This is a genomic window from uncultured Nevskia sp., assembly GCF_903885465.1.
In the GTDB taxonomy this organism is placed as follows: domain Bacteria; phylum Pseudomonadota; class Gammaproteobacteria; order Nevskiales; family Nevskiaceae; genus Nevskia.
The window spans coordinates 14,355-27,379 of record NZ_CAISIQ010000325.1 but is presented as its reverse complement, the minus strand read 5'-3'; the positions used below and the strand labels follow the sequence as shown (position 1 = coordinate 27,379).

12 protein-coding genes are annotated in these 13,025 nt (G+C 66.6%); 1 reads left to right on the top strand and 11 read right to left on the bottom strand.

The window, feature by feature from the left end; translation table 11 throughout:
- Nucleotides 1–363: 363 nt before the first annotated feature.
- The 9 genes from QZY06_RS12715 to QZY06_RS12675 form a co-directional block, all read right to left on the bottom strand.
- Complete coding sequence (locus QZY06_RS12715; protein WP_295684924.1) at nt 364–1,494, bottom strand: nucleoside hydrolase; 1,131 nt, start codon at nt 1,492–1,494, stop codon at nt 364–366.
- 84 nt (nt 1,495–1,578) lie between these two features.
- The gene (locus QZY06_RS12710; RefSeq protein WP_295684921.1) at nt 1,579–2,670 is read right to left on the bottom strand and encodes a DUF5924 family protein; all 1,092 of its coding nucleotides are present in this window, start codon (nt 2,668–2,670) and stop codon (nt 1,579–1,581) included.
- Between the two features lie 55 nt (nt 2,671–2,725).
- Entirely contained in the window at nt 2,726–3,421 is a 696-nt protein-coding gene (locus QZY06_RS12705; RefSeq protein ID WP_295684917.1) for a VIT family protein, read from the bottom strand.
- A 79-nt stretch (nt 3,422–3,500) separates the two neighbouring features.
- The gene (locus QZY06_RS12700) at nt 3,501–4,019 is read right to left on the bottom strand and encodes a DUF1003 domain-containing protein (RefSeq protein ID WP_367275635.1); all 519 of its coding nucleotides are present in this window, start codon (nt 4,017–4,019) and stop codon (nt 3,501–3,503) included.
- Between the two features lie 92 nt (nt 4,020–4,111).
- On the bottom strand, nt 4,112–4,471 hold the full coding sequence (locus QZY06_RS12695) for a GFA family protein (protein WP_295684912.1): 360 nt from the start codon (nt 4,469–4,471) through the stop codon (nt 4,112–4,114).
- A gap of 74 nt (nt 4,472–4,545) precedes the next feature.
- The gene (locus tag QZY06_RS12690; protein ID WP_295684910.1) at nt 4,546–4,995 is read right to left on the bottom strand and encodes a spore coat U domain-containing protein; all 450 of its coding nucleotides are present in this window, start codon (nt 4,993–4,995) and stop codon (nt 4,546–4,548) included.
- Complete coding sequence (locus QZY06_RS12685; RefSeq protein ID WP_295684908.1) at nt 4,992–7,355, bottom strand: fimbria/pilus outer membrane usher protein; 2,364 nt, start codon at nt 7,353–7,355, stop codon at nt 4,992–4,994. The genes QZY06_RS12690 and QZY06_RS12685 overlap by 4 nt, the downstream gene beginning before the upstream one ends.
- The gene (locus tag QZY06_RS12680) at nt 7,330–8,061 is read right to left on the bottom strand and encodes a molecular chaperone (RefSeq protein ID WP_295684904.1); all 732 of its coding nucleotides are present in this window, start codon (nt 8,059–8,061) and stop codon (nt 7,330–7,332) included. Before QZY06_RS12680 ends, QZY06_RS12685 begins: the two co-directional genes overlap by 26 nt.
- A gap of 13 nt (nt 8,062–8,074) precedes the next feature.
- Entirely contained in the window at nt 8,075–8,596 is a 522-nt protein-coding gene (locus QZY06_RS12675) for a spore coat U domain-containing protein (RefSeq protein ID WP_295684901.1), read from the bottom strand.
- Between the two features lie 178 nt (nt 8,597–8,774).
- Here QZY06_RS12675 and dbpA point away from each other — a divergent pair, with 178 nt between their 5' ends.
- Nucleotides 8,775–10,157, top strand: a complete 1,383-nt coding sequence (gene dbpA / locus QZY06_RS12670; RefSeq protein WP_022977536.1) for an ATP-dependent RNA helicase DbpA — start codon at nt 8,775–8,777, stop codon at nt 10,155–10,157.
- A 12-nt stretch (nt 10,158–10,169) separates the two neighbouring features.
- Here dbpA and QZY06_RS12665 read toward each other — a convergent pair whose 3' ends face one another.
- Together QZY06_RS12665 and QZY06_RS12660 are read right to left on the bottom strand one after the other, a co-directional pair.
- Complete coding sequence (locus QZY06_RS12665; protein ID WP_295684897.1) at nt 10,170–12,101, bottom strand: amidase; 1,932 nt, start codon at nt 12,099–12,101, stop codon at nt 10,170–10,172.
- Between the two features lie 53 nt (nt 12,102–12,154).
- Complete coding sequence (locus QZY06_RS12660) at nt 12,155–12,916, bottom strand: pseudouridine synthase (protein WP_295684895.1); 762 nt, start codon at nt 12,914–12,916, stop codon at nt 12,155–12,157.
- Between the last annotated feature and the right edge of the window lie 109 nt (nt 12,917–13,025).

Here is a 13,025-nt window from a genome sequence, read left to right as displayed (position 1 = left end):
GGATGAGGAACAGGTCACGGTGAGCTAGGTCGTGAAAGCGAACCTCGGCCTCCCCTGGATGCGCAGACACATCGCGAAAATCAAGCAGTGCACGATTTGCAATATTGCCGACCGCCTCAACGCATATGCATAGACCAATCGTCTCTGTTTCTGCCGCGCTATAGGTCATGTCATCGCCTAACTAAAATTAGGTTTTAGAAACGCACAATAAACTGTCCCGTAAACATGCACTGACGCGCGACAAGTACGTAAAATGTGCACGACGATCTGGCGGATATTAAATCAAAGGATTGAGTCCAGTGAACCTCCAGATCGTAACTCATCAGCGATGGCCGTCATGTTCCCTGGCGATTCGCCGCTCGCTTATCTCTTCGGCGTCGGCCGGCTCAGCAGGTCAATGGTCATCCGCTCGAACTTCGGCAGGTCGATATCGAGCACCGCCTGCACCGGGCGCTCGCCGAGGCCCGGGCCGGCGCCGATGGCCCAGCTCAGCGTGTTGCCGTAGCTGGCGCTGAAGCTGGTGTCGACATCCTCGAGCACGGTGCTGCTCCTGGTGATGATCGAGGGATCGAGCCAGACGGCGGCGGCGAGTTCGTCCCACATCGGGAATGACTGGCCGTACTTCACCAGGTAGTCGTCGAACGGCGCCTTGCCTTTCGCGATCTGCTTGAAGAATTCCGGCTTGAAGAAGGTCTTGGTGGTCGGGTCCACCGGCACCTGCAGGATCTTCGGCCAGGGCTGGTGCAGCACGATCGATGCCGCTTCCGGGTCCCAGCGCATGTTGAACTCGCGCCGCGGGGCGTTGACGTACTCGGCAGCGAAGGCGTTGTCGGCCGCGATCGGGTTGAAACTGCCGCCCATGAACACCAGTTCTTTCGCAAGCGAAGCGAACCGCGGATCGAGTGCGGCGGCAACGGCGAGATTGCTCAGCGGCCCGCCGGCCCAGACCGTGACCTGGCCGGGGAATTCGTGAACCTTGCGCACCAGGAAGTTCGCCGCGCTTTCCTTCTGCACCTTGAGCTTCGGCGTGCCGGCCGGCGATGGCGGCACGAAGTAGGGATCAGCGTGATACGGCGAGCGCTGCAGCGCGCCCTGGTCGGGCCAGACCTCGGTCCACGCGCCCTTGTAGTAGAGCGGGCCGTAAAGCTGCTCCCAGAGCTTGTTGCGCGCTTGCGTGTTGAGCAGCGGAAAGACCGCGCCGGCATAGACCGGAATCTCGGTGCGGCCGGCGATTTCGAGCAGGCGCAGCAGGTGGCCCACTTCCTCGTCGCGCCAGCCATCGCCGCTGGTGACGGTGATGCCGAGCACCTCGACATCCGGCGCCTGCATCAGCATCAGGATCGCCTGCAGGTTCGAGGAGGCCGGGCCGAAGGCGTCCTGGTCGATGATGATCTTGCGCTTCGCCCCGGCGGCCTGTGCGCTGAAGACGAGCGTGAGGCTCAGCGCGAGCGTGAGGAAGGCGCGCAGCTTGGATAAGCCGATGAGGGTTTTCATGGTTTCGGGTGATGGCGGGCGGCGATGAAAAAGCCGCAGCAAGGAACCCGCCAGACTCGAGACGCCCCCGGAAGCTGCCCGGGCTCAGCGAACCTCGAAACTGCGCCGCGCGATCAGCTGACCCTGCGGCGTGCGCAGGTCGACACGCCATTTGCCCTGCGGCGCCACGCCGAAATGCTGCTTGCGGCTGTAGGTGCGGAAGCCCGCTTCGCGACCGCCGTCGATCTGGGCCGGGATGCGGTCGACGACCATGCCGTCATGCACCCATTCGAACACCACCGCCTGCGACAAGCCCTGCGGCGCCCGCACGGCGACGAAGGCGCTCAAGGAAGCATCGGCGCCGACCAGCGTCGCGGCATCCACCGAAGTGATCGCCGGGCCGGGCTCATGGCCGTCCATCGCGGTGGTGATCCGGGCATCACGCACCCACAGGCCGGCCGGCGGAATCGCCGCACGGCCGAACCAGGCGAGCGCCAGCACCGTGGCCAGTGCCAGCGGCATCGCGAAACGGCGCAGCCGCTGACGCCAGCGCAATGGCTCGTTGCTCGCCGTATTGAGATCGAGCGCCGGCACCCAGGTGCGCGGCAGGCTGGCGAGCAGGATCACCGCCGTGGTGGCGAAGGCGATCGGCAGCGCCAGTTCCACCGGCAGATGCACGGCGATCGGCAGGATGCTCAGCGCGGCGACGAAGCTGCAGGCGGCGTGGAAAGCCAGCGACAGGCCGGCGTTCGGCGCGATGCGGTGCCAATACAGCGGATCGAGCGTGGCGGCCAATGCCAGGCCGGCGGCGAGGGCGACGAAGGCCATCTGTTCGGGCACCCAGTTCATCGCGATGAACAGGAACGGCAGCGAGAAATAGAGCAGTTCCTGCTGCACCTGCTGAGTCAGGAAACGCGCCGTGGCCGGTGGCAGCCGGCCGCGCGAATGGCGGCTCAGCCAGCCGCCGATCAGGTCTTCAAGCAGCAGCCACGGCCAGCCGATCAGCGCGATGAACGCCATCATCCGCGCCATGCTTTCGCCACGCTGCACCAGCACGAAGCTGCCGATGCCGAAGGCCAGACTCAAGGTCGGCAGCAGCGCTGGATAGCGGCGCAGCAGGCTCAGGCCGCGTTCCAGCAGCGGATGCGGCGACGGACTTTCCGGCAGGCCTGCCGGATCGGGCGCAAGAGCGGTCATGGTCTGGCGATGGTGCTGGTGCTGGTGCGTCGCAGTCGACGATGGGCGGACGTGATCAGACGACCGTCCCGAACAGTTGGCCGACACCGGCACTCAGCGCCATTGCCAGCGCGCCCCAGAACGCCACGCGCAAGGCGCCCTTGAGCACCGAAGCGCCGCCCGCCCGGCCGGCAGCGCCACCGAGCACGAGCAGCATGGCCAGTGCCGTTGCCGAGGTCGTTATCGATACGCTTTCACGCGGCGCGATCAGCACAGTCAGCACCGGCACCGAAGCGCCGAGCGTGAACGCCAGCGCCGAGGCCAGGGCGGCCTGCACCGGCCGGGCGCGCAGGGTATCGGTGATGCCGAGTTCGTCGCGGGCATGGGCCTGCAGGGCGTCGTGCGACGTCAGCTGCACGGCAACCTGGCGCGCCAGCGCGGCATCGAGGCCGCGGCTCATGTAGATCGCGCTGAGTTCCTCGAGCTCGTGATCGGGCTCCTGGTGCAGTTCGTCGCGCTCGCGGGCCAGATCGGCATTTTCGGTATCGGCCTGTGATTGCACCGACACATATTCGCCAGCTGCCATCGACATTGCCCCGGCGACGATGCCGGCAACGCCGGTCAGCAGCAGGCTGTGCTGGCTGGCACCGGAGGCGGCGACCCCGACCACCAGGCTGGCCACCGAAATGGTGCCGTCATTGGCGCCGAGCACGGCGGCGCGCAGCCAGCCGATGCGGTCGGAACGGTGCAATTCGGGATGGCTGCGGGACATGGGCGGTGATCGGAAGGGAACGTACGGGGCCAGCGGCGCGCAAGGTAACAGGCTGACTGGCTTGCCGTTCGTGCGCTCTTCAGGACTTCGCTTCGAGCAGCCGGGTCAGCAGTGCGATCTGCTCGCGCTGCATCTCGACCAGTTCCAGCCACTGCTGCTCGCGCAGGTTGTCGACCTTCTGATGCAGGCCGAGGATTTCCAGCTCCGATTTCAGATTGACTTCGTAGTCGTGCTCGGCCGCCTTGCGATCCTTCGCCGACTGGCGGTTCTGCGACATCATGATCACCGGCGCCTGCAGTGCCGCGAGCATCGACAGGATCAGGTTCAGAAACACGAACGGGTAGGGATCGAACGGCCCGGCCGCGCTGCGGGTCAGCAGCACCGCGTTCAGCACCACCCAGACCACCAACAGGCCGAGGAAGCTCAGGATGAAGGTCCAGGAGCCGCCGAACGCGGCGATGCGATCGGCCACGCGCTCACCAAAGCCCATCGACTCGTCGAATTCCTGCCCGGCGTCGCGGCTGATGTGCAGCCGCTTGGCGACTCGATCGATGACTCTTTTCTCGCTGCGGCTGACCTCATGGCCTTTGACGGCAATGCGGGCGGTCAGCTCATCGATGGTCTTGCGGTTCACGGTGACTCACTCCTGCGGGGCTGGATGCCGATACAGCCTAGTGCACCAACCGTCGCTCAGAACGAACGGCCGTCGACAAACTTGCGCTCCAGGGTCGTCAGCTCGACGCCTTCCAGGCAGCGGACGTTGATCGCCGCCGTCGCCACGCCGTCGCGCCCGGTGCCGAGACCGAACGGCGCGCAGCCGCACTGCGGACAGAACTGATGGCGGATCGCGTGGCGGTTGAAGGTGTAGGTGCTGATAGCTGTTTCGTCCGTGGTTATCCGCAGCGCAGTGCGTGGCACGAACGACAGCAGGTAGCCCTTGCGGCTGCAGTGCGAGCAATTGCATTCCATCACCGAGTCGAAATTGCCATCGACTTCGAAGGCGATTTTTCCGCAATGGCAGCTGCCCTTGTGCGTTGTTTCCTGCGTCATGTTCACGCTCCTGGTTCGGCGTTCTTCGCCGAGGTCGAGCGTATCCGGCCTTGCTGCGGGTCGTCGATGTCGCGCTAGTAATTGACCGTGATCACCAGGCTATCGGCATAACTGCCGGCCGCTGCCGGTTGCTGAGCGAGGATGCGGCCATAGACGGTATGGGTCGTCGAAGTGCCGCCCAGCGCGATCAGGAAACCGCCGGTGACGCCGGTGACATTGTCCCAGACGGTGCTGTAGCCGGCGGTCGCGTAGACGTTGTAGGGCAGGGTATTGCCGCCCGCGCTCAGAGTCCGGCTCGCGGTGTTGCCGGAGCCGCCGCCGGACAGCAGGATGCGGTAGCTGACCAGCAGACCGACACCGGTGCAGCTCACCGTCACCGAGCCGTTGGCAAAGTCCGCCGAGGGCGAGATCGGGTCATAGCCGCCGAAGGCGACGCTGCTGCTCGACGCCGTGCAGGACGCCAGCAGGGCTTCGCTCGGCAGTGGCAGCAGGGCCATCAGCGCCAGCAGCGTCAGGCGCTTCATGGCCGGTCATTACCGGCGACGCAGCGCAAAGCCTCGCGCTCGCTGCGCGCATCGATCGTCGCCGTGCAGCTGCCCTCCGGCCATTGCGCGCGCAGGCTCTGCGGATGGTTCGCGGTTTCCAGGTAGACCAGGCCGTCGTAGCCGACTGGCAGATCGAGCGCCTGTCCATCGAGCACCAGCGCGGTGCCGGCCGGCAATGGCAGACCGCCGGCATCGACCAGCCGCAGCCGCTGCATGGTCCGGCGATCGATCGCGAAGTGCACGGCCACGCCGGATTCCGCCGGCGGCGCGATCACCGCGCCGTTGTCGCGCAGACTGACCGCGATCGGCAGATCGCGTTCGTCGATCGCCAGGCGGTTGCGCTGGTAGGGCGCGAGGTCGGTCAGCAGCAGGCGGCCGTGATCGTCGCTGCGGCCGACCCACTGGTTTTCGCGCAGCACACCGATACCGCTGACGCCGCCGGTATCGATCACCGCGAAGCTGTCGCGGATGGTGGGTGCCCAGTAGCCGTGGCCGTCGCTCCAGGCGAGGCTGGTCTGGGCGAAGGCGCTCGGCGCGCTGCTGCCGTTGATGCCGGCATAGCCGGCGCCGAAGGTGCCGTGCGTCGTTGCCCAGGCGGCTTCGGCTTCGCGCAGGCCATCGTCGCGGCTGTCGGCATTGCCGCGCCAGGCCCAGCCGAGCGGCCCGGCCGGCAGTTGCTGGATGCTGGCGCGGGCGCCATCGCGGCCGCTGTCGTTGCTGTACTGCAGGCCGGCGCCGCCGGTTCCAGAACGTGGGGAGCCGAAGGCGCTGGCCAGGCCGATGACCACGCTGTTGCCGTGATCGCCATCGAGCGTGTGCAGCCAGCTGGCATAGGCCTGCAGACGTGCGCCGAGCGGCTGGCCCCAGCCGAAGCCGGCCAGCCGGATGCTGCCAGCGCCCGGTGCATTCGCCCAGGACTGTTCGGAGACGTAGATCGCGCTCGCCGTGCCGCCGCCGGGCATCCGGCAGGACAGGCGTGCGCCATCGGAGAAATGGATGGCGCCGGGATTGCGCCCGAAATCGGTGTAGTCGCGGCTGGCGATGCGCCGGCGCAGCGACAGGCTGTAGCGATCGTCGACCCGCTCGAAACCGAGCGTGGCGATCGCACCGGCGCCGGCTTCGCTGTTCGACGCTGCGACCGATGCGGTGACGATGCCGAACGGTGCGGCGAACACATCGAGCTCACCGCCGGCGAGCTGGCGCCGATCGGTGCTGCCGGCGCGCAGCAGCACGGTCAGCTGATCGTTGATGCCGCGGCGCAGGCTGCCGGCCAGCAGCGGCGTGGCGTAGCGGTCGTCGGGCCCGGTGTAGTCCTTGCGCAGCAGGCCGGCTTCGATGCCCTGTTCCTGCAGACCCGTCGCGAGCAGGCGCGGCGAGGCATAGAACGGCTGGCTCAGCGTCTGTTCGCGGCCGAGCGCATCGCGCAGGGTCACGCTCAGTTCACCGGCGCCGGTCAGGGTGGGAATGCTTTCGAAGCGGAATGCACCGGGCTGCAGCGGCTGCGCCGGGGACTGCTGCACGCCGTTGACGTACAGCTGCGCCGTCGAGGCCAGCGCCGCGCTGCCGGCAATCGTCGGCAGCGGAAAGGTGATGCGATCCGGTTGCAGTGCGAACTCGGTGCCCCATTGCAGGCCGCCGAAACGCAGCGCGGTTTCCCAATCGGCGCTGTGGGTGATGCTGTCGCCGAGCCGCAGGCGTAGCGCCCGCTCGGGGTCGTCGATCAACCAGTGGCTGTCGAGCCGGCGCAGCCGCTGGCGATCGACGAACAGACCGCTGCGGCCAGCGCCGCCGGCGGTGAAGCCACCGAGATCTAACAGGCCGCTGGCCGAGGCGCGGCCGGCCCGGCCGCCATAGCGAGCATCGATGTTCAGATAGGCACCAGTGCTGGCCACGGTGATCGGGGCAGCGTTCGGGCGATCGAAGCGGGTGCGCTGCACGCGCTGCGGATTGGCATCGACCCACAGCTCGCTGCGGCAGGCGTCATAGCGCAAGGCCAAGCCGTCATCGGGCTGCAGCACGGCCCAGCGCTGGCCGCCGGCATCGGTTTCGATGCTGTGCGGGGGCAGCGGCGTCCACTGCGTCCAGGCCTCGTACGGCGCGCGCCACAACTGGTCTTCGCCGCGAATCAGCACGGTGTCCTCGGCGGCGGTATCGGGATGGGCGTGGACGGCGAGCACGGCGCGCTGGCGATTCAGCGGAACGATCTGCACGGCGTTGATCGGGCAGGGATCGGCGGCGAACCACAGGCCGGCGTCGCTGGCCAGGGCCGGAGCTGCGAACAGCGTCGCCGTGATCGCTAGCAGTGCCCGCCGATCATTGCCGCTGCCAAGCCAATTCATGGTCGTGCAGCGGCAAGCTGCCCTGCACGCTGAGCACGGCGTTCGCGGTTGCCGGCAACGGCGCTGCGAGCTTCAGCGGGAACGCGCGGTGTTCGCCGGGAAACACGTACAGCGGCCCTGTAAGCGTCGACAGCGCCTTGCCGTCGTTGCCGGCCACGGTGGCGGCATCGATGCGTTCGGTGATGGTGCCGCGGTTGTCGACATCGAGCGCCAGGCCGTCCGAACTCTGTTCGGTGGACCAGGCCAGTGCCGAGCGCCGCTCCGCCGGCTGGCGGAACAGCGGCAGATTCATCCGCAGACGCATCGCGATCTGCACCAGCGGCGTCGCCACCTGTGGCTGCGGCAGTTCTTCGACGATCACCCGCCAGTGGCCTTCGGCGGAATCGAGCTGGCGTCCAGCGAAACCGATGCGGACGATCTGCTGATCGGCGACATCGAGCCGGAACATCGGCGGCGTGACGATCGGTGCATCGTCTCCGGTCACGGGTTCGAGCACGTCGACACCATCGACGCGGGTCCAGCGATGAACGCTGACCTGCACCATGGTCGCGGCATTGCCGGCATTGCTGACCAGCATCGACGTTGCATGCTGGCCGGCGGCCAGTTCGAGACGCACCGGGTTGACGGTGAACGAGCCTGCCGCGGCCTGCGTCGCCAGCAGGCTCAGCACACAGGCGGCTAGCGGCGGCAGCAGTCGGATGCGCATGACTGGCCCCGGCTCAGTAGGTGACGGTGATCGCGACGGTATCGGTGTAGCTGCCGGTCGGCGCTGCTTCGCTGGCCGGAATCTGGCCGTAGACGGTGATCGTATTGGTCAGCGACGAGGCCGACGAGGTGCCGTCGAGCGTATCGGTGGCGGGCGTGTTGCCCCAGTTCAAGGTGCGGCTGGGATCGCGGAACAGGCGATAGCCGAGCGCGTTGCTGCCGCTGGTCAGCTTGCGCAAGGCCACCGTGGCGCCGGTGCCGGCGCCGGCATTGAGGCCGATGTTGTAGGCGGTGCCGAGCGTGCAGGTCAGCGTCACCGTGGTCGAACCGTTCAGCGTGCTGCCCGAGGTCGGGTCATAGCTGCCGAAGCTCAGCGAGCCATTCGAGATCAGGCATACCGAAGCCACCGAGGCACTGACCGACAGCGTGCCGCTAGCGGTGGCCGCGTGGGCTGCAGGCATTGCCGTGATCAGCGCCAGCGCGAAGGGGGCGGCGAGTCTGAAAAGGCTGATCGATGGGGAAGGCTTGATGCGCATGGCGGTGCTCCGTGACGGTATTTCTGCGGTGCGCCGGATTTCCGGCACCGCATCAAGGTCCTGCAAGCGCTGGTCCCCTGGGCGTTTGCGTACCGCCAGTCGGCACGCAAGCGCCGCTGGCCTCACAATTCGCGGCTTGCCGACGCGGAATGCGTCAGCCGACTGCCTCAGGTGCCCCGTGGAAACTTCGCCGTTCTCGTCCTTGCCGCTGAATCCGCTGCTGCTGCAGGCGCTCGATTCCCTCGAATACAAGGCGATGACGCCGATCCAGGCGATGAGCCTGCCGCCGATGCTCGAAGGCCGCGACGTGATTGGCCAGGCGCGCACCGGCAGTGGCAAGACCGCGGCTTATGGTCTGGGCCTGCTGTCGAAGATCGACGCCACCCTGATGAAGACCCAGGCGCTGGTGCTTTGCCCGACCCGCGAACTGGCGGACCAGATCGCCAAGGAAATCCGCCGGCTCGCGCGCTGCATGCCGAACGTCAAGCTGACCGTGCTCGGTGGCGGCATTTCCAAGCGGCCGCAGGTCGCTTCGCTTGAGCACGATCCGCACATCGTCGTCGGCATGGCCGGCCGCGTGCAGGAGCTGCTCGACGAGGGCAATCTCAAGCTCGACAGCCTGCGCGTGCTGGTGCTCGACGAGGCCGATCGCATGCTCGATTCTGACTTCGAACAGGCCAGCCGCGCGATCGTCGATCTGGCGCCGAAGACGCGCCAGACCCTGTTCTTCTCGGCCACCTTCCCGGACACCGTGCGAGCGATCAGCCGCCGCCTGCAGCTGAATCCGGTCGAGATCACCGTCGACAACGAGATCGTCACCGCGCAGGTCGAACAGACCTTCTACGAGGTCGATCCGATGAAGCGCCTCGATGCGCTCGCGCATCTGCTGAGCACCCAGCGGCCGGAATCAGCGCTGGTCTTCGCGCACACCAAGAACGATGCCCAGGACATCGAAGTGCAGCTCGCCAAGCGTGGCTTCTCGGTGCTGTCCCTGCACGGCGATATCGACCAGCGCGATCGCGACGAAGTGCTGGTGCGCTTCACCAATGGCTCGGCCCGCGTGCTGATCGCCACCGATGTTGCTGCGCGCGGCCTGGACATCAAGGATCTGGCGCTGGTGATCAGCTACGAGCTGCCGCTAGAGCCGGACCAGCATGTCCATCGCGTCGGCCGCACCGGCCGTGCCGGCAAGAGTGGCCTGGCGCTGCACCTGTACGCGCCGCGCGAGCGCAGCCGGGTCGCTGCGATCGAAGCCAAGCTCGGCTTCAAGGCGGCAATCGGCAAGCTGCCGATGTCGGCACTGTCGCCCGATCGTCCGGTGCCGCCGGTGTTCGTCACCATCTGTGTCGACGCCGGCCGGCGCGACAAGCTGCGGCCGGGTGATCTGCTCGGTGCGCTGACCGGTGCTGCCGGGCTCGCCAAGGAAGCGGTCGGCAAGATCAACACCTTCGATACCCGCACCTATGTCGCCATCGACCGCCGCTTCGCCAAGGGCGCGATCGACGGCCTGCGCGCCGGCAAGATCAAGGGCAAGAACTTCCGGGTACGGCCGATCGATTGAGCGGGCTGCGTGCTACTTCTTCACCGGCCCGAAACCCGCTGGCGCCTGCCGATGCCTGGTCGCCGCCTCGTAGGCGCCGGCGATCCTGAACAGCGTCGCTTCGTCGAAGGGTTTGCCGAGGAAATCGACGTTCACCGGCAGCTTCGCGGCGATCGGGCCGATCATCCTGGTGCCGCCTTCGGCGTCCTTGTCGGGCACCCGGTCGTAGACCTCGGTGGTGAAACCGGCCGGCACTGACAGCGCCGGAAAGCCGTTGGCGCCGAGCAGGGTCCAGGCCAGTGCCGAGCGGCCGTTCTTGTTCGGTTCGGTGGGCATGCCGAGCTTGGGCGAGGGGATGTTGCTGGTCGGATAGACCACCGCGTCGAGGTTCTGCTCGGCCATGCACTGGATGCCGATCTGCTGCAGCGCGAAGCGCTGTTCCAGACGCGCGGAGATATCCAGGGTCTTGTCCTTGAATTTCTCTTCCAGGCCTTTCTTCTTGTCCGAGAAGCCGGTGCCGGCGCGCACGTCGGTGTAGAAGCGCGACTTGTTGATCAGGTCTTCCGTGCTCTTGATGTTGGCGTCGCCACGCGCCTGCAGATACTGATCGAGCACGAAGCGGCCTTCGCCGATGGTCTTGTCGGCACCCAGATCTCGGATGGTCAGCGTGCTGTCGGCAGGAAACAGTTTGGGATCGGCCGACATCGCCACCAGCTGCGGAATGTGATCGCCATCGGCCGGGAACAGCTTCGGGTTCTGCTGGATCAGGGCGCGCGAATAAGCCGACGGTGCGTACCTGGCCACGCACTGCTGGAACAGCGCGCCGCTGGCGCCGGGATCGACGATGGTGGCGCCGAGTTTCTGCAGATCCGTCACCGCGCGCTCGACGATATCGATGCTCTGCTCATCCGCCTTGGTGAACAGCGCCTTGTTCATGAATTCGCGCAGTACGCCGATGCGCAGGCCTTTCAGGCTTTTCTCGTGCGGGTAGCTCGCATACGGCTGCGGCGGCTTGCGGCCGATACCAAAGGCAGTGAGTTCGTCCTTGGGGTCGTAGCCAGAAATCACGTCGAGCACGGTGGCCGTGTCTTCGACCGTGCGGCACAGTGGGCCGACTCGATCATTCATGTAGCTGGCCTTGATCATGCCGGCACGGCTGACCAGTTCCTGCGTCGCGGCGATGCCGACGACGTTGTTGTTCTTCGCCGGGTTGCGTGCCGAAGGCCCGGATTCCTCGGCGATCGAACAGACAGCGAGACTCGCCGCCACCGACGAGCCGGAACCGCCGCTGGAGCGGCCCGGGCTGCGCTCGGTGTCGTAGGGATTGCAGAGCACGCCGCCGAAACTGCTGCGATCGCCGCTGGCGTATTCGCCCATGTTGGCCTTGCCGATGATGATGGCGCCGGCCGCGCGCAGGCGCTTGACGAACTCCGCGTCCAGCGGCGGGCGATCGTTCGCATAAGGCGCGTCGGCGCCTGAAGTGGTGCGCAGATCGGCGGTGTCGTACTGGTCCTTCACCGAGATCGGAATGCCGTGCAGCGGGCCGACCAGCTTGCCGGTCGCAGCGAACTGCCGGTCCAGTTCGGCCGCAGCTTCGAGCGCGTCCGGCAAGGCCGGATCAGCATCGGCCTTGTCGGTCATGCTGCGGGCCTTGTGCGGGTTGAAGCCCCATTTCTTCAGCATCGCTGGACGCAGGTTGAGCGTGGCATAGGCGTTGATCTGGCCGGCATTGGGGATCGTCTCGATCTTGCCGAGCACGCCGTCCGGCTGCTTCACGCAGACGCCGTCATAAGCCTTGATGCGTTTGAGATGCAGATTCACCACCTCGGTGGCAGTGATCTGCCTTGCCAGGATCGCCTTCTGAATGTCGGCGATGGTCGCTTCCTCGACGGCGAAGCTCGGTGCGGCCAATGTCGGCAGGCTGGACAGCGCGGAAAGGGCGAAGGCGAGACGGAACAGGCGCATGGCGTCGTCTTGAAGAGCGGGATGCCCTTAAGACGAGCTGGGTGTGTTTGCCCCTACCCAGCGGCGACTCGCAGCGTCGCAACCTCGTCCGCGGTCAGATGCCGCCAGGCGCCCTTGGCCAGATCGCCGAGGGCCAGACCGCCAATCGACACCCGCAGCAGCCGCAGCACATCAAAGCCCAGCACTTCGAGCAGCCGGCGGATATGCCGGTTGCGGCCTTCGTCGAGGACGATTTCCAGCCAGCAGTTGCGTTCACCGGAGCGCAGCAGAGTCGCGCTGACTGCCGATAGACGTTCACCGCCATCGACGATGCCGGCGACCATCGCCGCCAGTGCCACTGCATCCGGCAGGCCGTTGATCTGCACGTGATAGGTCTTGACCAAGCTTCCCGCAGGCTCGGTGATTCCAGCCGCCCAGACCGTGTCGTTCGATAGCAGCAGCAGCCCTTCGCTGGCCTTGTCGAGCCGGCCGACCGGACCGAGCCAAGGCAGGCCGGCGTCGGCGATCAGGTTGTAGACGGTGTCGCGGCCGCGTTCATCGGCGGCGCTGACGACGATGCCGCGCGGTTTGTTGACGGCGATGTAGAGCTTCGCGGCGGCCTGCACGTCGACGCCATCGAGCGCGATCCGTTCGCGCTGGGCATCGCTCGGCCGTTCGGGATTGCGTTCGATGCGGCCACCGACGGTGACTCTTCCGGCCTTGATCGCGATCTCTGCCTGGCTACGCGAGCAGACGCCGAGTTTCGACAGTACGCGGGCCAGGCCGTGGCGCGGTGGCTGCGGTGCGGACTTCGGGGTCGGACGAGAAGACTTCATGGCGCGAAGCCTAACAAGCGCTGCTCAGGGCCTCGTGAAGCGCGATAGAAATTTCATACCGATCAGCGTCTTGCGAAATTCTCCGAAAAATCTTCGCGCGGCCTGTCGA